This is a genomic window from Glaciihabitans sp. INWT7 (assembly GCF_014217685.1).
Lineage (GTDB): Bacteria > Actinomycetota > Actinomycetes > Actinomycetales > Microbacteriaceae > Lacisediminihabitans.
Genome location: NZ_CP043653.1, coordinates 3,171,609 through 3,198,587, shown reverse-complemented (window position 1 = coordinate 3,198,587; position 26,979 = coordinate 3,171,609). Strand labels below are relative to the sequence as shown.

Here is a 26,979-nt window from a genome sequence, read left to right as displayed (position 1 = left end):
GAGGCGTGCGCGGGGGCGGCGTTCCCCGGATGCACGTCAGCGGACTGGTCATTCGGGCGACCAGTCCGCTGGATCGCCTGGGTAAGGGGCGACGTGGCTAGAATTTCGGCGTCGTCACTCGATTCGGGTGATGCATCGAGTGGGAATTCCAGACGTCGAAACCGACTCCGCACTTTCATGCGTAGGTATACGTTAGCAGTATATTGGTCCTCCGAAAGGAGGACAGAACCCCCCGTTCGGGGACACCTCAGAGCTCGGCTTGCGCCTCTGCCTCGAGCGCCGCTGTCGGCACGCTGATCAGACCGAGCATTCGCAGCGCGCCCTGGGCCGCTGCGCGGTCGTGGTCCCGCGCGGCGGCGATGAGCAGCTGCTGGGACTCGCTGAGCGCTCGGAAGTCGAGATAGTCGGGCAGGTAGAGGCTGCCGAGCTGGATGAGGTGCACCACGGAGTTGATGCCGCGCACGAGTGAGGGATTCTGCGAGAGTCCCACCAGGTGATTGAAGAACTTGGCGTTGGCCATGGCGATCTTCTGCGGCACGAGTTCGGCGACGTGCTCATGCACGAGTTGCGGATTCGCGCGCAGTTCGGCCATCCGCTTCGGGTCGAGCGCCCAGCTCACGTGCTCGAGGAAGAGCGCGTGGTCGGCGCGCATGGCGGCCACCATCTCTGGCGTCACGAGAGGAATGACCTCGTTGACGAGAGCGCTGTAGAGCGCGACCCAGACGACCATGGCATCCGCGGTCTGTTTCGGGGTGACGAGCGCGACGCGCGTGAACCGGCTGGCGGAGGCCTCGATGATCCCGATGTCGCGGAGGCGTTGGAGCGCCTCGCGCACGGGGGTTCGCGAAACCCCGAGCTGCTCGGCGAGCTCCGAATCGCTGATGCGCTGGCCGGGCAACAGGCGACCCTCGTGCACCGAGGTCAGAACCCGCTCGAACACGAGGTTGACCACCGGGCTCGTGGCGAAAGACGACTTGTCTCTATCGCCGGCGGCGCTGGAGGTTCGGTTGTCACTCACTCTCCGACCCTACCGGCCCCGTCGTGCCGGATCGGGCAACCCCGCGGGACTCAAAAGATCATCGGCCGATCCTCGTCGTCCTCGACGTCGACCTCGAGGTCGACGACCACCGGAACGTGGTCGCTCGGACCGTCGCCCTTGCGTTCGTCGCGGTGAATGCTCGCCGCCGTCACCAGTTCGGCGAAGGGGGCGGAGCCCATGATGAAGTCGATGCGCATTCCCTCGTTGCGGGGGAAGCGCAGCTGCTGGTAGTCCCAGTAGGTGAAGCCGTCCGGCACCAGGGGCCGCACGACATCCGAGAGCCCGATCGTCTCGAATTCGGCGAAGGCCGCTCGCTCGGGTGCCGAGGTGTGGGTGCTGTTGGCGAAGTCCCAGGTCGGCCAGACGTCGGTGTCGAAGGGAGCGATGTTCCAGTCACCCATGAGGGCGAGCGGAGTGTCTGGATGCTCGGCGAGCCACGCCCTCGTGTCCGAGGCGAGCTTCGCCAGCCAGTCCAGCTTGTAGGCGAGATGCGGGTCGTCGAGGCTGCGTCCGTTCGGAACGTAGAGACTCCAGAGGCGCACTCCCTCCACGGTCACGGCCATCGCCCTGGCCTCCTGCGGCGGCGCGCCCTCAATCTCGGTCTTGCTGAAGCCGGGAGCGGAGGGGAATCCGATCTGCACATCGTCCATGGGCAGCCGACTGGCGAAGGCGACGCCATTCCACTGGTTGAGGCCATGAAGCTGCACCTCGTAGCCCGCTTCCTCGAAGAGCTCGAACGGAAACTGGCTCTCCTTGCACTTGATCTCCTGCATACCGAGCACGTCGATGTCTTCACGCCCCAGCCAGTCGACCACTCGGGCGGCTCGCGTTCGGATGGAGTTCACATTCCAGGTGGCAACACGCATGCGCCCACTTTAATCGCTGGGAAGCCTGCCCCTTCGACCCGCAACGGAGCCCGGCCGGAAACTGCCAAGTAGAATCGGGGCCGTGACCGACGCCAGACAGCAGCTCATCGACTACATCTCCGAGGGAGCCGTGTTCCACGGCGATTTCACGCTCACGAGCGGCAAGAAGGCCACCTACTACGTGGATCTGCGCAAGGTGAGCCTCGACCACCGCGTCGCGCCCCTGATCGGCCAGGTCATGCTCGACCTGATCGCGGATGTCGCGGAGGTCTCCGCGGTCGGCGGCATGACGATGGGGGCAGACCCGATCGCCGCCGCGGTGTTGCACCAGGGTGCTGCCCGCGGGCTCTCCTACGACGCCTTCGTCGTGCGCAAGGAACCCAAGGATCATGGGCGCGGCCGCCAGGTGGAGGGACCGGACCTGGCCGGAAAGCGCGTGATCGTGCTCGAAGACACCTCTACTACCGGCGGATCCCCGCTCGCCGCCATCGAGGCGCTCAAGAAGGTGGGGGCGGAGATCGCCGGCGTAGCCGTCGTCGTCGACCGTGACACGGGCGCTCGTGAGGTCATCGAGGCCGCCGGGTACCCCTATTTCGCTGCGATCGGCCTCGCCGACCTCGGGCTCTCGAAGTAGCGAATCGCACGATGGCCGCTGGCGACGACACCGGAGAGGGCACCGGGAAGAACACCGGACCCCACCCGATCACCTCCCCCTTCGATTGGGGACTCGGCAGTGCGAGCGTGCCGGATGCCACGCCCGGGAGGGCCGCGCCCGCCTCGACCACCCCGAAGTTGCCTGACTCACCCGCGCCCGCCACCGAACTGATTCCGGCGACGCCCCGGCCGGCGGCATCCGCATCGCCGCAGCGCCCTGAGCCGTACTTCAGCTCGGACTCGGACGAAGACGTCGACCCGACGACTCCGATCGACTCCCTGTTCGGCGAGACGCAATTCAAGGACTACGAGGGAGAGCCTCTGGTCGGTGCGATCCCGGGGAGGCTCAACCCCTTCGCCGCATCGCCTCCCGCCTCGACGCCCTCTGCCGCGGTCGCCGGACCCTTTGCCAGCTTCGAGACGTCAGCGCTCGCCGAAGACCCGATCGCCGAGAGTGAGAGTGCGCGTGAGCCGAGCCGAGTAGCACCACGCGAGCCGCGCGCACCTTTCACCCGCGACCAGAAGCTGCTGTTCTGGATCGCGGGGGGAGTGATCGCCCTTCTCGTGCTCGCTCTCCTCTTCGTGATCGGCATCAAGATCGCGCCCCCTTCGGAGCCGGTCGCCGCCACGAAGAGCGCGGCCCCGAAGGTCTCGCCGTCGGCATCTCCCAGCGCGACAGCGGTGCCGGGGGTTCCGGCGGCCGTGGGCGTGCACCTGTGGAGCGACTTGCGCGGGGGCGAGTGCGTCGACCCCTACTCCACCCCCTTCGACCTGCGCTTCACCGTCGTGGACTGCGCGGCGGCGCATCCGGCCCAGATGGTGTTCCGTGGCACCTTCCCCGGGGAAGCGACGGCGGCCTACCCCGGGCTGGATTCACTTCAGTCGCAGATCAACCTGCTCTGCACGGCCCCGGGCGTGATCGACCTGGCGACAGCCGGGGCGTACAACGACATCCAGTTCCAGGCCTCGTATGCGGCGACCGCGGACGAGTGGACGAAGGGGCAGCACGACTATTTCTGCTTCGTCAACCGCTCCGGCGGGGAGCCCATCACCGGCAGCGTCGCGGGCACCCCGGCCAAGTAGCGGCCTGAGCGGCGTCTCAGATCTCGTCGGACTCGATGGGTCCCGGTTCGAGCAGATCCGCGACGCTGTTGAGGATCTCGTCGGGCCGGAACGGATACTTGTCGATCTCGTTCTGATCGCTGATGCCGGTGAGCACGAGGATGGTGTGCAGCCCGGCCTCGATACCGGCGACGATATCGGTGTCCATGCGGTCGCCGATCATGCCCGTGTTCTCGGAGTGCGCACCGATCTTGTTCATCGCTGAGCGGAACATCATCGGGTTCGGCTTGCCGACCACGTAGGGCTCCTTGCCGGTGGCCTTCGTGATGAGCGCGGCGACGGCTCCGGTGGCCGGCAAGGGTCCGTCGGCGCTCGGGCCCGTGGCATCCGGATTCGTCACGATGAAGCGGGACCCGGCCACGATGAGACGGATGGCCTTGGTGATCGCCTCGAAAGAGTAGTTGCGGGTCTCGCCGATCACGACGTAGTCGGGTGAGGTCTCGGTCATGATGAAGCCGGCCTCGTGCAGCGCCGTGGTGATTCCCGCCTCGCCGATGACGAAGGCCGACCCGCCGGGCGCCTGCGACGCCAGGAAATCGGCGGTGGCGAGGGCGGAGGTCCAGATGCGGTCTTCGGGAACGTCGAGGCCGGATGCCTTGAGCCTGGCGCTCAGGTCCCGCGGGGTGAAGATGGAGTTGTTGGTGAGCACGAGGTATGGCTTGCCCTGGTCGCGCCACTGCTCGAGCAGAGCGGATGCACCGGGCACGGGATGATTCTCATGGACGAGCACACCATCCATGTCGGTGAGCCAGCACTCGATTTCGCCGCGATCGGTCATGCGCCCATCGTAGCGAGCGCACCTATCCTGAAGGTGACTGGTCTCGCGCGCAGCAGCCCGGAGATAGTGGGGGGCATGGGCGGGGTACTCGTCGGATTCGCGATCATCGGTTTCATCATCGCGGTGGGATATCTCGTGGGCCGCATCGGCATCCTCGGGCCCAATGCCGGGTTCGTGCTCAATCGGATCGTGTTCTTCGTGCTGTCGCCGTGCCTGCTCTTCACCGTGCTGGAGTCGGCGAAGGTCTCGGTGTTGTTCTCCTCCCTGCTCGTGGTGTCGCTCGTCGCGGCACTCGTGGCCTTCGCGGCCTACACGGCGATAGCGCGCTTCGTCTGGCGCCGCGAAGTGCCGGAGATGGTCGTCGGGGCGCTGGGCGCCGGGTACGTGAACGCCAACAACATCGGCATCCCGGTCGCCGTGTACGTGCTGGGCAGCGCGGCCTATTCCGCCCCGGTCGTGCTGCTGCAACTGCTCGTCTTCGCGCCGATCGCGCTCACGATCCTCGATGTGGCCACCACCGGGCGCGTGTCGGTCTGGAGGGTGTTGCTGAAGCCGATCAGCAATCCGCTCATCATCGGATCCGTGCTCGGCGTGGTGCTGGCGGTCACGGGATGGCATCCGCCGGATGCGGTGCTCAAGCCCTTCGAGTTGCTGGGGGGTGCAGCGGTGCCGGTCGTGCTCCTCGCGTTCGGGATGTCCCTGCACGGGCAGAAGTTGCTTCAGGCCGGCAGCGGGCGTCGCGACGTGCTGGTGGCATCCGCGATCAAGCTGGTCGGGATGCCCGTGGCGGCGTGGATATTCGGTCGTTTCGTGTTCGGCGTGCACGGGCATCCGCTGTTCGTGGTGGTGGCGCTCGCCGCGCTTCCGGCCGCCCAGAACGTTTTCAACTACGCCTCGCGCTACAGCCGGGGGGAGATCATCGCCCGCGACACGGTGCTCATCACCACGATCGGATCGATCCCGGTGCTCGTGGTGGTGGCGGCCCTGCTGGGGTGACGGCAACAATCGCCCGGTGGGGCGCGAAATCCGCAGCCTCGGGTTTACAGACCCTGCTGGCGCAGCAGCCCGGGAATCTGCTCGCGAAAGGGGAAGAAGCCCCGCGCGGCATGCGGCCAGGCGAGGGTATCCCAGCGTCGCCGCACCGACGTGAGGGCCACGCCCTCTGACGCGAGCGCGGCCTGGAGGGCCAGCATCCGTTCCTCCACCGGGCCCACCGGGGCGTACGGCACGGCAACTGCATCGAGGCCTTCGGATGCCGCCCACTCGAGCACCGTCGACGAGAAGGCGTCCTGCAGAACCCGACCGGGTTGTCCGAAGTGAGCCGATGCCCGCGCGACCCCGTCCTCGAGCGCGGATGTCGTGAATCGACGAACAGCATGCGATGCGCCCAGTGGTGATCGAGCATCCGGATCCGCGTATCCGGCGACCGCTACGAGCCGTTGTGCATCGAGTCCCGGATGCTCGTCGAGCAGGCTCACCGCGTCGAGATCCTCCTCATGCAGCAGCAGCCCGACGCGTCCTCCGACCGCGGCGGACTCCACCGGCGCGATGCCCTGGGGAGACGGAAGTGGATCCTCCACGAGCGCCCGGTCCGATGTCGCAAGCCCCACGGGCGAGAACCGACCGTCGGTGTAGCGAGCGATGTTGGACGCCGTCGCGAGATAGGTCTTGCCCGCGGTCTGGAGCCCGGCGACCCAGCGCCACGACAGCGTGTTCGACGCGGCATCCCCGTCGAGAAGGTGTCGATAGAAGAAGTCCGCGCCGAGCTGCCAGGGCAGGTCGAGGGTGAAGATCCACATGCTCGCGAACCACATGCGGGTGTGGTTGTGCAAGTACCCGGTGTCGATGAGTTCGTGCACCCAGGCATCCATCGCGTCGATGCCGGTGCGTCCGGCGATGGCCGCTTCGTAGTCGGCAGACGGGTAGTCGCCGAGGAGTTCGAGTTCTGCGAGGTCACGGCGATACCGCCGCCACACCTCAGGACGCTGTTCAAGCCATCCCTTCCAGTAGGTGCGCCAGAATACCTCCTGCACGAATTTCTCGCACGATCCGAGCGGATGCTGCTGGAGCACGACCGCGACCACCTCGCGCTCTGCCACGAGCCTGTGACGGAGGTAGGGGGAGAGACCGGAAACGTTGGTGCGCGACGGTCCATGGTCATGGTTACGGTCGCGCGCGTAATCGCGTCCCGCACGAGGGAGGAAATCGGCGAGGAACTCAAGTCCCGCGGCTCGGGTGGGCGTGAACATCGCGTCTATCATCCCTCGTCTGTCAGGAGAGTAGCTGTGGAGCGCAGCGCGAGAAAGGACCCCGGCCACGGGCCGAGGTCTCTTCGTCAGCTTGTCAGCAGCCTTCCCAACAGCAATTGCGGCGGAGGATCCCGGCTACCCTGACGGAGTGACATCGCCAGAGCCCAACCCGAGCGTCGAGCTCACCACCAACGGCGTCGGACCGTGGAAGGGTGCGCTGCCCACCGAGCCGTTCTACGATCCCGAACTGCTCGAGAGGGGCGACTCACGCAACGTCGTCGATCGCTACCGCTATTGGACGATGGAGGCGATCGTGGCGGATCTCGACGAGTCGCGGCATCCCTTCCACGTGGCGATCGAGAACTGGCAGCACGACATGAACATCGGCTCGATCGTGCGCAGCGCGAACGCCTTCGGGGCCGACACCGTGCACATCATCGGTCGCAAGCGCTGGAACAAGCGCGGCGCCATGGTGACCGACCGCTACCAGCACGTGATGTACCACCCGGATGTCGCGAGCTTCGCCAGCTGGGCAGCGGATGCCGCCCTCCCGATCATCGCCATCGACAACGTGCCCGGCTCCGTAATCATCGAGACCTTCTCATTCGCGCCGGCCTGCATCCTGCTGTTCGGGCAGGAGGGTCCGGGGCTCAGTGCCGAGGCGATCGCCGCCGCGTCGCACATCGTGGAGATCAGCCAGTTCGGATCCACCCGCAGCCTCAACGCCTCGGCTGCCGCTGCCGTCGCCATGCACGCGTGGATCACGCAGCACGCCACCTTCTGAGGCCGTCCGGCCTCAGGCGGCCCGGCCCCGGGCGGGGCCTCAGCCTGAGTGGCTCACGCCCCGATCGGCGACTGTCGCAGCTCGCGCAGGATGCGGAACCGCCCCTGGCGCATCGCGCCGAGCACGGAGACCACCAACGAGCCGACCAGCCAGAGCACGAGCGGCAGGATCGAAGACCAGACGCTCGCGCTCAGACCGCCGTACATGAGTTGGCGGATGCCATCCACCGCATGACTCATCGGCAGCGCCTGGTGCAGCGCGGCGAGCGGACCAGGGAGGGTCTGCCAGGGGAAGGTTCCGCCGGCGGTCACCAGCTGCACCACCATGAAGACCAGCGCGAGAAACTGCCCGACACTGCCGAGCAGCACGTTGAGGGCAAGCACGATCGCGGCGAAGGTCATCGCCACGAAGGCCATGAAGGCGACGAGGCCCACCGGGTTCGCCACGGGCAGGTGCAGAGCGAGGGTCACCAGAGCGAAGAGCCCGACCATCTGCACGACCCCGAGCATGGCGGGCGTCAGCCAGCCGGCCAGGGTGGTGCGGATCGGGCGGCGCACCGCGGTCAGGGCCCGGCGCGAGAGCGGTCGCACCAGCAGGAAGAGCGCGTAAATGCCGATCCATGAGGCCAGCGCGAGGAAGAACGGCGCGAGGCCGGCTCCGTAGTTGGCCGCCTGCGTGATCGCGCTCTGTTTCACCGCGAGCGGGTTGGCGATGAGATCCGCTGTCGCCTGGCGATCGGCGGCGGTGGTGACGGGAACCTTGGCCACCGCGTCGGAGAGCGAGCTCTCGAGCGTCGCCGATCCGCTCGCCAGTTCCGCCGTGCCACTGCCGAGAGCGGATGCCCCGCTCGCCAGCTCGCCGGCTCCGCTCGAGAGGCTCGTGGCCCCGGTCGCTGCCGAATGCACCGCAGAGGAGAGGGCCGGCGCGGAGGCCTTCAGGGTGGCCGCTCCCGCCGAGACCTGCGCCGCGCCGGCGGCGAGAGTGCCGAGACTCGTCGAGAGCGACGAGGTTCCCGCTCCGACCTGGGCGGTCGCGCCGGAGACCCCGGCGAGCTGAGCGTCGACAGTCGCGGCGACGGCCGGATCCACTCCCGCGTCGGCCAGCTCGGCGGCCACCTGGGACCGGGTGCCAGCGGCGAGGGTCGCCACCTGGGTGGCCTTGCCGGCGAGCGTCGCGCTGCCGGATGAGGCCGCTGCCGCCCCTGATGCCACGCTCGATGCGCCGCTGCTGAGTTGTGTGGCCGAAGACGGAAGGCTCGAGGCCTTCGCGTCGAGCCGGGAGATCCCGCTCGAGAGCGACGCCGCTCCGCTGGCGAGGGTCGAGCTGCCGGAGCTGAGAGACGCCGCACCGGTCGCGGCAGAGGCCGCGCCATCCGCCAGCGTGCTCGCCCCGTCGTCGGCTTTCACCAGGCCGTCGCGGAGGTCGCCCACCGCGGCGAGCAGGGTGAGGGATGCCTCTGCGCCGACCTCTTTGGCGATCTCCACCCGCACGGCCTCTGCGGCCTGCTTGGCGATGGTCGTGGAGAGGTAGCTGTTCGTGTCGTCGGTCGTGACCTTCAACTGGGCGGACCGAGGGCTGTCACCCGATGCGGAGGAGAGCCGGGCGGAGAAGTCGGACGGAAAGGTGATGCCGAAGTCGTAGGTGCCGTTCTTCACGCCGGCGGCCGCCTGCGCGGCGGTGACCTCGACCCAGCCGAACTTCTCGTCTGTCAACAGGGACTTCGCGGCCTTCTCGCCGTAGTTGGTCCGCGTGCCGTCGACAGTGGTTCCGGTGTCCTGCACGACGAGCGCGGCGGGCACCTTGTCGAGGCTCGAATACGGGTCCTGGTTGCCCCACAGGTAGAGGCCGCCGTAGACGAGCGGCACCGTCATGAGGGCGATGAGGGATGCGATGCCGATTCGGCTGGAGGTGAGGCGCGCGAATTCGGCGCGGATGAGAGGGGAGATCTTCACGACAGGTCGCTTTCCGGGGGATCCGTGGGGGCCAGCAACGGTTCTGGATCCGTTTCTGTTTCTGCTGGTTCTTGGTCGGGTGGGGTTTCCGGCGTTGCGCCGTCCCGCGCTCCCAGGCCGATGAGGATCTTGGCGGTGGCGTAGTCGGTGACGATGGCCACGGTCACGCCGCGGTCGGCAAGGTCCACCAGGTGCCCGAACCACTCGGCGGGTGCGCCGCCGTGGCGCTCCGGCGAGGTGACGATGATGCCGTCGACTCCCGCACGCAGCACCGCCAGTTCGCTGAAGAGGCGGATGCGATCGGCCGGCGGAAGAGCGCGCACCGGGAGGGGGGCGAAGTCGGCCAGCCCGTGATCGGCGAGAAAGCGGCGTACGGCCCGCCCGGAGGTGGGCAATCCGGCGAAGGAGAACTCCTCGGCGACGATGGTGGAGAGGGCGATTCCCGCGCCGGGCTCTGCGACGATCGGGGTGTCGACCAGGGCCGTGCGGCGACGAAGCCGGTCGGCATCCTCCGTGCCATCGACGAGCACGCGCCCGGTGTCGCAGCGAACCCGCCCGGCGAGCAGCATCGACACCAGCATCGGGCGTTCATCGGTCTGGACGGCCACCACGACGGGAACCGGTCCGTCGACGATCAGGTCGAGAGCGGGCACAGAAGCGCCGAGCCCCCGCCCGATGGCGGCCTGTTGGAGTTCTATGCGCATCACTGGCCCGCCCTGTCTGCTCGCAGATCGGCGGCTGGTTCGGTGGCGGCGGGCCAGGCGAGCTCGGGTCGCCCGTCGATGAAGGTGCCGGCTTCGCGCCAGCCGAGACCGACGACAGCCAGGGTCATCAGCATGGCGAGGCGGTCGCCCTCCTGCGCGCCGAGCGGATGCTCCGTCGAGTCTTCGAGCACGACGAGAGCAGTGTCTTCCACCAGCCGGGCGAGGCGCTCGACCGCGAGGTCTGTTCGCATCGATCCGTCGGCCTGGCCCTCGGTGATCGCGGCACGCACGTTCGCCCTGATGGCACCAAGGGTCGCGGCGGTGTGGACCGCGAGTGGGCCACGCACGGCCACCAGCGCCATCACGCGCACGCTCTCCACCTCGCGCCAGAGGCTCGAGGCGATCAGGGCGAGGCGCACGAGGGGATCGGGATGGGTCACCGACTCCAGCGCCGTCGCCACCCGGCGCGCGCCGGTGGTCACGAGCTCCAGCAGCAGCTCCTCGCGATTGGCGAAGTGCCCGTAGACCGAGCGACGGCTGAGGCCCGCCTGAGCGGCCACCGCCTCGAGTGAGGCGGAGGGATCGTGGTTGAACACGACGCGCGCCGCGGCGAGAAGGGACTCGCGATTCTCGGCGGCATCGCGGCGCGGTGCACGCAGTGGGGAGGCGGTGGTCATGGCTCCAGTGTAATAACTTGCACAAGACTGTGCAAGTTATTACACGACACCCGCATTGGGGAGTGTCGCGGCGCGGCGGCGTCAATAGGCTCGGGGGTGGTTGGGGGCTATCTGGCCGACTGTGACGTCGGCCGACTCTCTGCCGCGCTCTGCCCGCAGCACACCCGAATTGTTCGCTTCCCCGCCCAGGGAGGTGGATTCTGCTCGACGCCTCACCCGTGTCGGGGAATACCCGAAAGGCATAGTCCCGTGACTATCGCGACCCGAAGTTCAGCGCTCCTCACCCGCTTCCTTGCGGCGACCCTTGCGCTCAGCATCGCCGTCTTCGGAATCACCGTCGTCTCCGAGGTCGTCACCACACCGCAGGCTGCGGTCGCCGACGGCGCCGGACTCAAGTTCGACTGCGTCGTTCCCACCTTCTTCGCCCAGTACGGCCCCAGTTCGGGCACGAGCACCCAGCTCTACAAGGGCACCTACAACTCGAATGGCAGCTCCACCTTCACCGCCTTCGGCCCGAATCAAGGCACCGCGACCACCAACTACAACGCCCTCGCCTTCAACCCCGTCGACAACTTCCTCTACGGCACGCTGATCAACGGCTCGATCGTGCGGATCGACAGCACCGGCAACATCGTGGCCACCTTCGCCGCCTCCCCGGCTCTCGGCACCGCGCCGAGCTCGCTGTGGGACAGCGGCACCTTCGACAGCGCCGGCAACTACTATGTCGCCAACGGAAACGCGGGCACCACCGCGATCTACAAGATCGCCAACCTCGCCACCGGCGCCGCCCTCACCCGCACGACGATCACGATCCCGAACATCCGATTCGCCGACCTCGCGGTCAAGGACGGCTACCTCTGGGGCCACGACTACAACACGAACAACAACTTCTACCGCATCGATTTCTCCGGAAATGTCACGACGATCTCGTCCACGATCATCCCCGTGAACGGGTACGGCTCGGTGTTCGCGATGAACAACGGCAACCTCGCCTTCATCTCGACAGCCGCGACGATGTACCAGGTCGCTGTGACCAACCCCACCTCGGCGGCACCGACTCTCGCTCTCGTCGGAACGGCGATCACCACCCCCGCGAACGCGCGCAGTGACGCGACGAACTGCCTGAGCCTTCCCGCCAACCTCTCGATCACGAAGACCGGCCCGGCCGCCGTGCTCGTCTCGACGCAGGTCACCTGGACCATCACCGTCAACAATGCGGGCCCCGGGCTCAGCTCCGGCTTCGTCGTTCAGGACGCCCTGCCGACCGGCATCTCCGCGGTGACGGCCACGTCCACGAACGCGAACTGCACCATCGCGGGATCGAATCTCGACTGTACGAGCGGGGCGCTCGCCGTCGGTGCGAGTGTCGTTATCACCGTGAAGGCCACGGCTCCCAATGGATTCGCCACCCTCAAGAACACCGCGAAGGTCACCGGCAACGAAGCCGACACCGACCTCTCGAACAACACGGCGAGCGTAACGACCACAGTCGCTCCAACCGCCATCAAGGCCGTCAACGACACAGCATCCACTACCTACCCGGCCGCGGTCACCACCACCGCGACACCGGTGAACATCGGCGTGCTCGCCAACGACACCGGCACGGGACTCTCCGTGACCGCGGTGTCCACCCCCGCCAACGGCATCGCCGTCGTCACCGGCACCGGTGTCGGAAACACCGTGACGTACTCCCCGGCGGCCAATTTCTCCGGCACCGACAGCTTCACCTACACCGTGACGGACCAGTACGGCCAGGTCGCGACCGCGACCGTCACCGTCACCGTGCCCCCGAAGGCGTACAACGACACGATCGCGACATCCACCAACACCCCCGCGACAATCAACGTGCTCGCCAACGACCCGGGGGCGAGCGAGACCGCAGCGGTCGCGACGAACCCGACCCACGGCACGCTCAACTTCGCGCCGAACGGCACCGTCACCTACACGCCGGCGAGCGGATACTCCGGCACCGACTCCTTCACCTACACGCAGACGGCCACCGGCGGCACCTCCACCGCGACCGTCAACATCACCGTCACCCCGCTCGCCGTGAACGACTCGTACACGACCCCGGTCAACACCGCCGTGCCGGTGAGCGTGCTCGCCAACGACAAGGGCACGAGCATCACGGCGACGAAGCTCACCGATCCGGCCCACGGAACCGTGACGATCGCGAGCAATGGCACGGGCTCCTACGTGCCGAACGCGGAATTCACCGGCACCGACACCTTCACCTACACGCTGAGCGGCACCGGGGGATCGGCCACCGCCACCGTCAGCATCCTCGTCACACCGACGGCGGCGAACGACTCGGCGACCACCACGTCGACGGTGGCCGTCTCCGGAAACGTACTCACCAACGACCACGGCACAAACCGATCGGTCGCGGTGACCACCGCACCCACCCACGGCACCGTCGTGCTCGACCCCACGACCGGGGCGTACACCTACACCCCCACCGGAACCTTCTCCGGCGCGGATGTCTTCACCTACACGCTCACCGCCGATGGTGGCACCGCCACGGCCACCGTGTCGATCGCGGTCAAGCCCACCGCGGTCAACGACACCATCACCACCGGAGTCAACACCGCTGTCTCGGGCAATGTCACCATCAATGACAACGGCTCCAACAAGTCCGTCGCGCTCGGCACCACCGTGACCAACGGCACGCTCACTCTCTCCGCGCCCGGGGCGTACACCTACACGCCGAATGCGAACTTTACGGGCACCGACTCCTTCACCTACACCCTCACGGCCGATGGCGGCACATCGACCGCGACCGCGACCATCACGGTCACGCCGCTTGCCGTCAACGACGCCTACACGACCGCCGCCGGCACCCCGGCAGCGCTCTCGGTGCTCGCAAACGACAAGGGCACCAACAAGTCCGCAGCGAAGCTCACGAACCCGAGCAACGGCACCGTCGTGCTCGCAGCGGATGGCACGGGCACCTACACCCCGAACGCCGGCTTCTCCGGCACCGACTCCTTCACCTACACGCTCACCGGCGACGGCGGAACCGCTGTGGCCACCGTGACGATCACGGTCACCCCGGTTGCCGTCGCCGACACACTCTCGACACCGGTGGACACCGCGGCCGCCGGCAACCTGCTCACGAACGACCTGGGCACCGGCAAATCCGTGGCCGTGACATCCGGTCCGAGCCATGGGACGCTCACCCTCACCGCCACCACCGGCGCGTACACCTACACCCCGACCGCCGGTTACTCCGGTCCCGATTCGGTGAGCTACACCCTCACCGCGGCGGGCGGCAGCTCCTCGAGCATCCTCACCATCTCGGTCACGCCGAAGGCGGTCGACGACAGCGGCACGACCAATGCGAACACCGCGATCACGATCCCCGGCGCCACCCTGGTCGCGAATGACGGCGGATCCGGCCTCACCGTCACCTCGGTGAGCGCCGCGGTCAACGGCACCATCGCCTTCAACGGCGGAAACCCGAGCTTCACCCCGACCGCCGGATTCTCGGGCACCGGCAGCTACCAGTACAACGCGACGGACTCGGCGGGCAAGACCTCGTCGGCCATCGTCACCATCACGGTGCTGCCGATCGCTTCGGCTGACACCGCGACAACCACCGCGAACACCGCCGTCACGTCGACGAACCTCACCGCGAACGACGCGGGCACCGGCCTCACCGTCACCGTCGTCTCCGCCCCGGTGAACGGCACCGTCGTCTTGGGCGGCGGCAACCCCGTCTTCACCCCGACCGCGGGCTTCTCGGGTCAGGCTTCCTACAGCTACACCGCGACGGATGGCAGCGGCAAGACCACCTCCGCCACCGTGACGGTCACCGTGCTGCCGGTCGCGGCCGCCGACACCGCGACCACGAACGCGAACACCGCGATCACGCTCTCGGCCCTGCGCGCTAACGACGCGGGCACCGGCCTCACCGTCACCACGGTGTCTTCCCCGGTGAACGGCACGGTCGTGGTGAACGGCGGTTCGCCGATCTTCACCCCCGCGAACAACTTCTCCGGCACGGCATCCTTCGCCTACACGGTCGCCGACGGGGCCGGAAAGACTTCCACCGCGACGGTGACCGTCACGGTGCTGCCTGTCGCGGCGAACGACTCGGTCACCACCAACGCGAACACCGCAGTCACGGTGGCGACCCTCACCGGCAACGACGCAGGCGCGGGTCTCACTGTCACCGCAGTCTCCAGCCCGGTCAACGGCACCGTCGCCCTGAACGGCGGCAGCCCGGTCTTCACGCCGACGACCGGCTTCTCCGGAGCCGCCTCGTACGGATACACGGCGACGGATGCCTCGGGCAAGACCACTTCGGCCTCTGTCGCGGTCACGGTGCTTCCGACCACCGTCGCCGACACCGCCACCACGAACGCCAACACCCCGGTGACCAGCTCCTCCCTCGCCGCGAACGACGCCGGAACGGGTCTCACCGTCACCGCGGTCTCCTCCCCGGTGAACGGCACCGTGGCGCTGAACTCGGGTTCGCCGATCTTCACGCCGACGACCGGCTTCTCCGGCACAGCCTCCTATGGCTACACGGTCACCGATGCGGCGGGCAGGGCCGCCTCCTCCACGGTCACCGTCACAGTGGTGCCGGTCGCGGTCGCGGACGCTCGCAGCACGAACGCGAACACCCCGCTCACGATCGCGAACCTGACCGCGAACGATGCGGGCTCGTCCCTCTCGGTCACGGCGGTTTCCGCTCCGGCGAACGGCTCGGTCGCCCTGAACGGCGGCTCGCCGATCTTCACCCCGAGCGCGAACTTCTCCGGCACCGGATCGTTCAGCTACACGGCCACCGACTCCTCGAACCGCACGACCACGGCGACCGTCACGGTCACGGTCCTCCCGATCGCGGCCCCGGATGCCGGCACGACTAACGCGAACACCCCGGTGACGTTATCGGCTCTGACCGGCAACGATGCGGGCACGGCGCTGACCGTCACCACAGTGGGCAGCGCGGTGAATGGCACCGTCGCTTTGAACGGGGGCGCCCCGATCTTCACCCCCGCGAACAACTTCTCCGGCGCCGCATCCTTCTCCTACACCGCGACTGACGGAAGCGGCAAGACGAGCTCCGCGACGGTGACCGTCACAGTTCTTCCGGTCGCGGCCGCGGATGCTGCAGCGACCGGCGTGAACGTACCGGTCACGAGCCTCGGCATGACCCTCGTCGGTAACGACGCCGGCACCGGCCTGACGGTGACCGGGGTCGGTTCCGCGGTCAACGGCACCGTCGCCCTCAACGGCGGCAACCCCATCTTCACTCCGGCCCTCGGCTTCTCTGGAACCGCCTCTTACGGCTACACCGCCACCGATGCCGCCGGTAAGAGCACCAGCGCGACGGTGACCGTCACGGTCACCCCGGGCGCCGTCAACGACACCACGAGCACCGTCGTCGACGTGACAGTCACGATCCCGGCGGCGACCCTGCTGGCGAACGACTCAGGATCGGGCCTCGCCCTCACCGCCGTCTCCTCCCCGGTGAACGGCACTGTGTCCCTCAACGCGAGCGGCAACCCCGTGTTCGTGCCGAGCGCGAACTTCTCCGGAGCCGCATCCTTCGTCTACACGGCGACCGATTCGTCCAACCGCACCAGCACAGCGACCGTCGCCGTGACGGTAGTGCCGAGGGCCGTCGCCGACGTCGCGACCACGAACGCGAACACCGCGGTCACCACCGCGGCATCCGCTCTCCTGGCGAATGACCGTGGCACCGGGCTCGGCATCACCGCCGTCTCCAACGCCACCCACGGCACGATCATTCTCGTCTCCGGCAACCCGGTCTTCACCCCGGCGCCTTCCTTCTCCGGCATCGCAACCTTCGACTACACGGTCACGGATGCCTCGGGCGCAAGCTCCAGCACCACGGTCACCGTGACCGTGCTCCCGACCGCCGTCTCGGACGCTCGCACCACGAACGCGAACACGCCGGTCACCTCCACCGACCTCACCGGCAACGACCTCGGTACCGGACTGGCCGTCACCGCGGTCTCCTCCCCGGTGAACGGCGCTGTCGTGCTGAACGGCGGCTCGCCGATCTTCACCCCGACGACGGGCTTCTCCGGCACCGCCGCCTACGGCTACACGGTCACCGACGGGAATGGCAAGGCCACTTCCGCCTCCGTCACGGTGACGGTGCTCCCGGTCGCCGCCGCCGATTCCGCCACCACCGCGGCGAACACCGCGGTGACGATCTCGACCCTCACCGCGAACGACGCCGGAACCGGCCTCACCGTCACCGCGGTCGCCTCCCCGGTCAACGGCACCGTCGTGCTGAACGGTGTGTCGCCGATCTTCACTCCGACCACCGGCTTCTCCGGCACCGCCAGCTACTCCTACACGGCCACCGACAGCAGCGGCAAGACCACCTCCGCCACCGTCACCGTCACCGTGCTGCCGGTCGCTGCCGCGGATGCCCGCACCACCACCGCGAACACCGCCGTGACGCTCTCGACCCTCACCGCGAACGACGCCGGAACCGGCCTCACCGTCACCGCGGTCGGTTCCGCCACGAACGGCACGGTCGTCCTCAACGGGGGAAGCCCGATCTTCACCCCGGCGACCGGCTTCTCCGGCACCGCGTCATTCCTCTACACCGCCACCGACTCCTCCAACCGCACGAGCTCCGCAACGGTCACGGTCACCGTGCTTCCCGTCGCGGTCGCCGATGCGAAGACCACCACCGCCAACACCCCGGTCACCCTCTCGACCCTCACCGCGAACGACGCCGGCACCGGCCTCACCGTCACCGCGGTCGGCTCCGCCACCAACGGCACGGTAGTCCTCAACGCGGGCAGCCCGATCTTCACCCCCGCGACGGGCTTCTCTGGAACGGCATCCTTCGGGTACACCGCGAAGGATTCCTCCGGCCAGGCTGTCAACGCGACAGTCACGATCACCGTGCTTCCGACCGCGACCCCCGATGTCGCCACCACCCCGGCCGGCACCGCCGTCACCGTCCCGGGTGCGTCGCTCGTCGCCAATGACGCCGGCACCGGCCTGACCGTCACGGCCGTCGGCGCCGTGAGCAACGGCACCGTCGCGCTCAACTCCGGCAACCCGGTGTTCACTCCGGCCGCCGGCTACTCCGGCCCGGCCGTCTTCTCCTACTCGGCCACCGACTCCAGCGGGGCGATCGTCTCTTCCACTGTCACCGTCTCGGTGACCCCGACCGCCGCGCCGGACGCCAAGACCACGACCGCGAACACCGCCGTCACCATCCCCGCCGCATCCCTCACCAGCAACGACGTCGGCACCACCCTCACCGTCACCGCGGTGGGCAGCCCGGTCAACGGCTCTGTGGTCCTGAACGCCGGCGGCAACCCGGTCTTCACCCCGGCGGCAGGCTTCTCGGGCTCAGCCTCGTTCGCGTACACGGTGACCGACGCGTCCGGCCAGGTCGCGACCTCCACCGTCACGGTCACCGTGCTGCCGACCGCGATCAACGACGCGGCGACCACGAATGCGAACACCGCGATCACCCTCTCCGCCCTCACCGGCAACGACCTGGGCACCGGTCTCACCGTCACCGCCGTTGGCGCCGCCACCAACGGCACCGTCGTCCTGAACGCCGGCAGCCCGATCTTCACCCCGAGCCCCGGCTTCTCCGGCACCGGATCCTTCCCCTACACGGCGAAAGACGGCACCGGAGCGTCGACCACAGCGACCGTCACGATCACCGTCCTGCCGATCGCGGCAGAGGACGCCAGCTCCACCAACGCGAACACCGCGATCACGCTGTCCAACCTCGTCGCGAACGACGCGGGCACCAGCCTCGCCGTCACCGCGGTCGGCACGGCGAGCAACGGCGCCGTCACGCTGAACGCCGGCTCGCCCATCTTCACCCCCACGACCAACTTCTCGGGCCCGGCCAGCTTCGTGTACACGGCGACGGATGGCTCCGGCAAGTCCACCTCCGCGACCGTCAGCATCACCGTGGTGCCCGTCGCTGCCGCAGATGCCGTCGCCACGAACGCGAACTCGCCGGTCTCGACCGCCGGTTCGGCCCTCGTCGCGAACGACGCGGGCACCGGCCTCACAGTCACTGCGGTCTCGTCGCCGAGCCACGGCACCGTCGTCCTGACCGCGGGCAACGCCGTCTTCACCCCGGACGCCAACTACTCCGGTCCCGCCACCTACCTCTACACCGCCACCGACTCCACCGGTGGCACCACCTCCGCGACCGTGACCGTCACCGTTCGCCCGATCGCGGCACCGGACACGGCCAGCACCAACGCGAACACCCCGGTCACCGTCTCGACGTTCACCGCAAATGACGCCGGAACCTCGCTCTCCGTCACCGCGGTCGCGGCCCCGGTCAACGGCACTGTAGTGCTCACGAACGGCAGCCCGGTCTTCACACCGGCGAACAACTTCTCCGGCACCGCATCGTTCGGTTACACGGTGACGGATGCCGCGGGCCAGACCGCCTCCTCCACCGTCTCCGTCACCGTGCTTCCGGTCGCCGCCGCTGACACCGCCACCACGACCGCCAACACGCCGGTGACCTCCTCCACCCTCGCGGCGAACGATGCGGGCACCGGCCTCAGCGTCACCGCCGTCTCCGCGCCGGTGAACGGCACGGTCGCCCTGAACGGTGGCGCGCCGATCTTCACCCCGGCCGCCGGGTTCTCCGCTGTCGGCTCCTACTCCTACACGGCCACGGATGCCGCCAACCGCACGAGCAGCGCCACCGTCACCGTCACGGTGCTGCCGGTCGCCGCCGCCGATTCCACCAGCACCGCGGCGAACACCGCGGTGACCGTGCCCGGATCGACCCTGGTCGCCAACGACGCGGGCACCGGCCTCACCGTCACAGCCGTCTCGAGCGCCACTCACGGCACGGTCTCCCTGGCCGGCGGCAACCCCACGTTCACCCCGACCGCGGGCTTCTCCGGCGTCGCGACCTTCGTCTACACCGCCACCGATGGCAACAACAAGACCACCTCGGCGACGGTCACCGTGACCGTGCTGCCGGGAGCGGTCGCCGATGCCCGCACCACCACCGCGAACGTCGCGATCACCACCGGCGACCTCACCGCCAATGACATCGGCACCGGGCTCACCGTCACCGCGGTCTCGGCCGCGACGAACGGTACCGTCGCCCTCAACGGCGGATCGCCGATCTTCACCCCGACCACCAACTTCTCCGGCACCGCCTCGTATCTCTACACCGCGACGGATGGCACCGGCACGACCTCCACGGCAACGGTGACCATCACCGTGCTCCCGACCGCCGTCGCGGACGCGCGCACCACCAACGCGAACACCCCGCTCGTCAGCTCCGATCTGCTGGCGAACGACGCGGGCACCGGCCTCACGGTCACCGCGGTCTCGACCCCGGCCAACGGCACTGTCGTCCTGGGCGGCGGGAGCCCCGTCTTCACGCCGGCCAACAACTTCTCCGGCACCGCGTCCTACGGCTACACGGCCACCGACGCCAGCGGCAAGTCCAGCTCGGCCACGGTCACGATCACGGTTCTGCCGGTCGCCGCGGCGGATGCCGGTTCGACCACCGCGAACACCCCGCTGACCCTGTCGACCCTCACCGCGAACGATGCGGGATCAGCGCTCACCGTCACCGCGGTCTCCTCCCCGGTGAACGGCACAGTGGTGCTGAACTCGGGCAGCCCGATCTTCACCCCGGCGGCAGGCTTCTCCGGCACGGCATCCTTCGGCTACACCGCCACCGACGGCAGCGGCAAGACGAGCTCCGCGACCGTCACGATCACCGTTCTGCCCGTCGCGGCAACGGATGCGGGTTCGACCACCGCGAACACCCCCGTCACCTTCCCGACCCTCACCGGCAACGACGTGGGAACCGCACTCACCGTCACCGCGGTGGGATCCGCCAGCCACGGCACGGTCGCCCTGAATGCGGGCAGCCCGATCTTCACCCCGGCGGCAGGCTTCTCCGGCGCGGCATCCTTCGACTACACCGCCACCGACGCGAGCGGCAAGACCACCTCGGCCACGGTATCGGTGACCGTGCTCCCCGTCGCCGGCGCCGACTCGACGACGACCGGCGTGAATGTGCCGGTCACGCTGCTCGGATTGACCCTGCTCGGTAACGACGCCGGCTCGAGCCTCAGCGTCACGGGCGTCTCGTCCCCGGTGAACGGCACCGTCGTTCTCAACGGTGGCAGCCCCCGGTTCACCCCGGCCCTCGGCTTCTCGGGCATCGCGAGCTTCGTCTACACCGCCACCGACTCCGCCGGCGCGACCAGCTCCGCCACCGTCACCGTCACGGTGACGCCGGGAGCGGGCAACGACACGGCGATCACCACGGTCGACGTCACGACCACCATCCTGGCCTCGGACCTGCTGGCCAATGACAGCGGATCCGGCCTCCACCTCACGGCTGTCTCCTCCCCGGTTAACGGCACGGTCTCCCTCGACGCGAGCGGCAACCCGGTATTCGTGCCGACCGCGAACTTCTCGGGTGTGGCGAGCTTCCAGTACACGGTCGCCGATTCCACCGGCACCTCCTCGTCCGCCACCGTCACCGTGACGGTCCTGCCGAAGGCGGTCGCCGACACCGCGACCACCACCGCCAACACCGCGCTCGGCGTCGCCGCATCCGCCCTCACCGGCAACGACCGCGGCACCAGCCTCACGGTCACGGCCGTCGGCGGCGCCAGCCACGGCACCGTCGTCCTGACGGCCGGCAGCCCGGTCTTCACCCCCGCCGCCGGATACTCCGGCCCGGCCTCCTTCGACTACACGGTGACGGATGCCGCGGGCGCGACCTCCACCGCGACCGTCTCCGTCAGCGTGCTCCCGACCGCGACCGCGGACGCCACCTCGACGGTGACGAACACCTCGGTCACCACCCTCGGCACGGATCTGACCTCCAACGACCTCGGCACCGGAATGACCGTCGTCGCCGTCGCGAACGGAAGCCACGGCACCGTCGCTCTTAACTCCGGCAACCCGCGCTTCACGCCGACGCCCGGCTACTCCGGTGCCGCCAGCTACCAGTACACGGCGACGGATGCCTCCGGCAAGACCGCCAGCGCGACCGTCACGGTCACCGTGCGTCCGCTCGCCGTCGACGACTCGGCCATTACCCCCGCGAACACCGCCGTCGACGTCGCCGCGACGGACCTGGTCGGCAACGACCTCGGGTCCGGACTGCAGGTGACCGCGGTGTCTGCGCCCACGCACGGAACGGTCTCCCTCGCCTCGGGAATCGCCACCTTCGTGCCCGCGACGGGATTCTCGGGAAGCGCGAGCTTCGCCTACACGGCCACCGATTCATCCGGCCTCACCGCGGTCGCCGCCGTCACGGTCACGGTGCTTCCGGTCGCCGCGGCCGACACGGCCACCACCACGGCGAACACCCCCGTGACGAGCAGCGCACTGGTCGGTAACGACGCGGGCTCCGGTCTCACGGTCACCGCCGTCGGATCCGCGACCAACGGCTCCGTCGTGCTGAACGCGGGCAATGCGATCTTCACCCCGGCGGCAGGCTTCTCCGGCCAAGCGTCCTACGGTTACACGGCCACGGATGCCGCGGGCAAGACCACCTCGGCGACCGTCACCGTCACCGTGCTCCCGGTCGCCGCGCCGGATGCGGCCAGCACGAACGCGAACACGCCGGTGACCCTCACGACCCTCACGTCCAATGACGCGGGCTCGGTCCTCACGGTCACGGCGGTCGGCTCGGCCACCAACGGCTCCGTCGTGTTGAATGCGGGCAGCCCGATCTTCACCCCGGCGAGCAACTTCTCCGGCGCGGCCGGCTTCTCCTACACGGCCACCGACGCCAGTGGCGCAACAGTCTCGAGCACCGTGACGATCACGGTGCGTCCGACGGCCGCGGCCGACTCCGTCACCACGACCGCCAACACGGCAGTGACCGCAGCCGGGGCATCCCTGCTCGGCAATGACGCGGGATCCGGCCTCGCGGTCACCGCGGTCGGCAGCCCCTCGCACGGCACCGTCGCTCTGAACTCCGGCAACCCGGTCTTCACTCCGGCCGCCGGCTTCTCCGGCCAGGCGTCGTACCTGTACACCGTCACCGACTCCAGCGGAGCCACCACCTCGGCCACGGTCACCGTCACTGTCACGCCGACCGCGGCGACGGATACCGCCAGCACGACCGCGAACACCGCCGTGATCATCGCAGGCAGCGCGATCACCGCCAATGACGCGGGCACCGGTCTCACCGTCACCGCCGTCGCGAACCCGACGAACGGAACAGTCGTCCTCGGCGGAGGCAGCCCGGTCTTCACCCCGGCCGCAGGCTTCTCCGGCACCGCCGGGTTCGACTACACCGTCACCGACGCCTCCGGTTCGACGACCGGTTCCACCGTCACCGTCACCGTGCGGCCGACCGCAACCGCCGATTCCGCCACCACCGCGGCGAACACCACGGTCACGATCCCCGGTGCCACCCTCGCGGGCAATGACTCCGGATCCGCTCTCACCGTCACCGCGGTCTCCGGCGCGACCCACGGCACTGTCGGCCTCACCGCGGGCAACGCCGCGTTCACTCCGGCCAACAACTACTCGGGACCCGCAGTCTTCACGTATACCGTGACCGACGCCTCCGGCCGCACCGCCACCGCCACGGTAGCGATCACCGTGACCCCGAGTTCGGTCGGCGACAGCGCCGCCACCGGCGTCGACGTGCCGCTCGTGATCACGGGAAGCATCCTCACCGCCAACGATGCCGGTACCGGCCTCACCGTCACCGCGGTCGGCTCCGCAGTCAACGGCTCCGTCGCCCTGAACGGCGGCAACCCGCGCTTCACCCCGGCGGCGGGCTTCTCGGGCGTCGCATCCTTCCAATACACGGCGACGGATGCCTCCGGCGCCACCACCACCTCGATGGTGACGGTCGTCGTCTCTCCGGGCGCCGTGGACGACAACGGCACCACCACGGCCGCCGCCCCGGTGACCTTCCCGGCCGCGGTACTGCTCTCCAACGACTCCGGTGCCGGACTCACGATCACCGGTGTCTCCAACCCGGTCAACGGCTCGGTGGCGCTGAACGGCGGCAACCCGCGCTTCACCCCGGCCGCCGGATTCTCCGGGGCGGCCTCCTTCGACTACACCGTCACCGATGGCGCGAACAGCGTGACCAGTGCGACGGTCCACGTCACCGTGACGCCGACCGCGACCGCTGACAGCGCCTCGACCACCGCGGGCACTCCGGTCTCCCTCAGCGCGACGACCCTCCTCGCCAACGACACCGGCACGACGCTGCAGCTCACCAACGTGAGCAGCCCGACCCACGGATCGGTCGCACTGCTCGCCGGCCCGGCGGTCGCCGCGCAGTTCACTCCGGCCTCCGGCTTCTCGGGCACCGCCACCTTCGACTACACGGCGACGGATGCCGCGGGCCAGCAGACCACCGCCACGGTCACCGTCACCGTGCTTCCGACCGCCACCCCGGACCAGGCCTCGACCCCCGCGGGCACACCGGTCACGCTGACCGACCTCACCACCAACGACTCCGGCTCCGTTCTCACGATCACCGCGGTCTCGTCGGCGGTCGGTGGCACCGTCACCCTCAACGGCGGAAGCCCGCGCTTCACCCCGGCGGCAGGCTTCTCCGGCCCGGCCTCGTTCGCGTACACCGCCACCGACGGCAGCGGCAACACCGTGACATCCACCGTCTCGGTCACGGTGCTTCCGGTCGCCACGCCAGACACCGCGACCACACGAGGCGGTGCCCCGCTCCTCGTGACCACCGCCAGCCTCATCGGTGACGACCTCGGCTCCGGACTGTCGCTCACGGCGGTCGGCAACCCGGTCAACGGCGCCGTCGCCCTGGATCTCGCGGGCAACCCGGTGTTCACACCGACCGCCGGCTTCTCGGGCACCGCGAGCTTCTCCTACACGGTCACGGATTCCGCGGGCAACAGCTCCACGGCGACCGTCACGGTCACGGTGTTGCCGCTCGCTGTCGCCGACTCCGCCAGCACCAACGCCAACACGGCGATCACCCTCCCCGGTTCCACGCTCCTGGCCAACGACTCCGGCAGCTCGCTCGTCGTGACCTCGGTGGGATCCGCGTCGCACGGAGCCGTCACGCTCAACGCCGGCAACCCGGTGTTCACCCCGACCGCCGGGTTCTCGGGTGCGGCCTCCTTCGGCTACACGGCCACCGACTCCTCGGGCAACACCACCTCGACGACGGTCACCGTCACAGTGCTTCCGGTCGCCGCTGCGGATGCCGCCTCGACCCTGGCCGGTGCGCCGGTGACGGTGACCCGCGCTTCCCTGGTCGGCAATGACGCGGGCTCGTCCCTCACCGTGACCTCGGTGCAGAACGCCGCGGGCGGCAGCGTCGTGCTCGGCGGCGGCAACCCGGTGTTCACGCCGGCGCCCGGGTTCTCCGGGGCGGCCTCCTTCGACTACACCGTCACGGATGCCGCCGGCAATACCGCTACCGCCACGGTCACGGTCACCGTGCGACCGATCGCCGCCGGTGACGCGCTCACCACCACGGCCGGCGCCGCGGCGACCATCACCGGCGCCGAGCTCACCGGTAACGATGTGGGAAGCGCGCTCACCGTCACGGCGGTCACCTCAGCCACCCACGGCACCGTCGCACTGCTGAACGGCGTCGTCACCTTCACCCCGGCGGCCGGCTTCTCGGGCAACGCGAGCTTCTCGTACACGGCGACGGATGCGTCCGGCCAGACGGTGACCGCGACGGTCGCGGTCACCGTACGCCCGAGCGCCACTCCCGACGCCCGTGCAACCTCCGCGGGCATCGAGCTCGTGAGCGCCGCATCCGCTCTCACCGCCAACGACCTCGGTTCGACACTCGTAATCACCTCGGTGGCAAACCCGGTTGGCGGCACCGTCACCCTGGCCTCGGGCTCGGTGCACTTCGTGCCGACAGTCGGCTTCTCCGGCACGGGCGGCTACGACTACACGGTGCGGGATGCCGCGGGCAACACCGCCACCACCACGGTCACAGTCACCGTCGGCCCCGTTGCCGTCAGTGATGTGGATGCCACCGTCACCGGCATCGCGGTGGTAGTCCCGGTTCTCGCCAACGACCTCGGCACCACCCTCACCGTCACCAGCGCCTCCCCGTCGTCGCACGGCACCGTGACGATCGTCGACGGCGGCATCAGCTACCTTCCGAACGACGGCTACTCGGGAGCCGACGTCTTCACCTACGTGATGGCCGGCGACGGCGGAACGTCCACAGCCACGGTGCGCATCGCGGTCTCGCCGACGACCGCCGGCGACGTCGGAACCACCGTCGCCGACCAGCCGGTAGACATCGACGTGCTCGCCAACGACGTCGGCACCGGATTCGAGATCACCGACCCGGGCACGCCGGATCACGGCACGACCAGTGTCGTCGACGGCCGCATCCGCTACGTGCCCCTCGCGGGCTTCTCGGGCACCGACACCTTCAGCTACACCGCTCAGGACGGCGCCGGGGTGCTGCGCACCGCGCTCGTCACGGTATTCGTCTCGCCGATCTCGCTGCCGGACACCGCCACGGGATCGGCGAACGCCCCCATCGTGATCGACCTGAACGGCAACGACATCGGCTGGAGCCTTGCGGTGACCAGCATCGGCATCCCGAGCAACGGTCGCGCGAGCATCCAGCGCAACGGCACGGTTTCGTTCACGCCACCGACCGGCTGGTCCGGTATCGCGACGATGGAGTACACCACCACCGACTGGGCCGGCCTCACCACAGCGAACCTCGCCACCATCACCATCCGCCCCACCGCGGCTCCGGATGCGGCGAAGACCCCCGCCGGCAAGGCCGTGAGCTTCGCGCTGCTCGGCAACGACGTGGGAACCGGCCTCACGGTCACGGCCTTCGCGAAGTCCACCCACGGCACGATGGCAATCACCGCCGACGGAACCGCCACCTTCACGCCCACCGACGGCTGGTCTGGACTCGAGACCCTGAGCTACACGACGACGGATGCCGCGGGCAGCACCGCGACCGCCGCCATCACGATCACGGTGACGCCGTCCATCGGGCTCGCGTTCACCGGCTCGACCAAGTCCCATTCCACGAAGATCGGTCTCGCCAACACGGGCCTCGCCTTCACCGGGGCGGACCCCTGGTCGATGGTGGCCATCGGCCTGCTGTTGCTCATGCTCGGTGTCATGATCGTGATCGTCGGGCGACGCAATCGCACGAACCCCTGAAACCGCACGGATTG

12 protein-coding genes are annotated in these 26,979 nt (G+C 68.9%); 5 read left to right on the top strand and 7 right to left on the bottom strand.

From position 1 onward, the window contains the following. Positions 1-247: 247 nt before the first annotated feature. On the bottom strand, positions 248-1,018 hold the full coding sequence (locus tag F1C58_RS15385; protein ID WP_219731992.1) for a GntR family transcriptional regulator: 771 nt from the start codon (positions 1,016-1,018) through the stop codon (positions 248-250). A 50-nt stretch (positions 1,019-1,068) separates the two neighbouring features. Beyond that, a complete protein-coding gene (locus F1C58_RS15380) occupies positions 1,069-1,905 on the bottom strand; it encodes an exodeoxyribonuclease III (RefSeq protein ID WP_185201912.1) in 837 nt (278 codons plus the stop codon). Positions 1,906-1,987: 82 nt separating this feature from the next. Between F1C58_RS15380 and pyrE the strand changes: the two genes are divergently transcribed. Together pyrE and F1C58_RS15370 are read left to right on the top strand one after the other, a co-directional pair. After that, positions 1,988-2,539, top strand: coding sequence for an orotate phosphoribosyltransferase (gene pyrE, locus F1C58_RS15375; protein WP_185201911.1), 552 nt, complete (start codon positions 1,988-1,990; stop codon positions 2,537-2,539). Between the two features lie 11 nt (positions 2,540-2,550). Next, entirely contained in the window at positions 2,551-3,642 is a 1,092-nt protein-coding gene (locus tag F1C58_RS15370; protein WP_185201910.1) for a hypothetical protein, read from the top strand. A gap of 16 nt (positions 3,643-3,658) precedes the next feature. On the opposite strand, the gene F1C58_RS15365 is transcribed toward F1C58_RS15370, so the two are convergent. Continuing rightward, positions 3,659-4,459: an HAD-IIA family hydrolase gene (locus F1C58_RS15365; protein ID WP_185201909.1), complete on the bottom strand. Its 801-nt coding sequence runs from the start codon at positions 4,457-4,459 to the stop codon at positions 3,659-3,661. A 75-nt stretch (positions 4,460-4,534) separates the two neighbouring features. Here F1C58_RS15365 and F1C58_RS15360 point away from each other — a divergent pair, with 75 nt between their 5' ends. Then, the gene (locus tag F1C58_RS15360; protein ID WP_185204192.1) at positions 4,535-5,455 is read left to right on the top strand and encodes an AEC family transporter; all 921 of its coding nucleotides are present in this window, start codon (positions 4,535-4,537) and stop codon (positions 5,453-5,455) included. Positions 5,456-5,499: 44 nt separating this feature from the next. Here the strand turns inward: F1C58_RS15360 and F1C58_RS15355 are convergent, their stop codons facing one another. Beyond that, positions 5,500-6,708, bottom strand: a complete 1,209-nt coding sequence (locus F1C58_RS15355; protein ID WP_185201908.1) for an FAD-binding domain-containing protein — start codon at positions 6,706-6,708, stop codon at positions 5,500-5,502. Between the two features lie 148 nt (positions 6,709-6,856). Here F1C58_RS15355 and F1C58_RS15350 point away from each other — a divergent pair, with 148 nt between their 5' ends. Then, the gene (locus F1C58_RS15350) at positions 6,857-7,492 is read left to right on the top strand and encodes a TrmH family RNA methyltransferase (protein ID WP_185201907.1); all 636 of its coding nucleotides are present in this window, start codon (positions 6,857-6,859) and stop codon (positions 7,490-7,492) included. A 53-nt stretch (positions 7,493-7,545) separates the two neighbouring features. On the opposite strand, the gene F1C58_RS15345 is transcribed toward F1C58_RS15350, so the two are convergent. Genes F1C58_RS15345 through F1C58_RS15335 form a run of 3 tightly spaced genes read right to left on the bottom strand, consistent with a single transcriptional unit; the run spans position 7,546 to position 10,825 of the window. Next, positions 7,546-9,444 carry a YhgE/Pip family protein gene (locus F1C58_RS15345; RefSeq protein ID WP_185201906.1) on the bottom strand — a complete coding sequence of 633 codons (1,899 nt, stop codon included), beginning with the start codon at positions 9,442-9,444 and terminating at the stop codon, positions 7,546-7,548. Next, positions 9,441-10,148 (bottom strand): hypothetical protein, encoded by a 708-nt coding sequence (locus tag F1C58_RS15340; protein ID WP_185201905.1) that lies wholly within the window; start codon positions 10,146-10,148, stop codon positions 9,441-9,443. The genes F1C58_RS15345 and F1C58_RS15340 overlap by 4 nt, the downstream gene beginning before the upstream one ends. Further along, positions 10,148-10,825 (bottom strand): TetR/AcrR family transcriptional regulator, encoded by a 678-nt coding sequence (locus F1C58_RS15335; RefSeq protein WP_185201904.1) that lies wholly within the window; start codon positions 10,823-10,825, stop codon positions 10,148-10,150. Before F1C58_RS15335 ends, F1C58_RS15340 begins: the two co-directional genes overlap by 1 nt. A gap of 249 nt (positions 10,826-11,074) precedes the next feature. Here F1C58_RS15335 and F1C58_RS17045 point away from each other — a divergent pair, with 249 nt between their 5' ends. Continuing rightward, complete coding sequence (locus tag F1C58_RS17045) at positions 11,075-26,965, top strand: Ig-like domain-containing protein (RefSeq protein ID WP_185201903.1); 15,891 nt, start codon at positions 11,075-11,077, stop codon at positions 26,963-26,965. Positions 26,966-26,979: the final 14 nt, after the last annotated feature.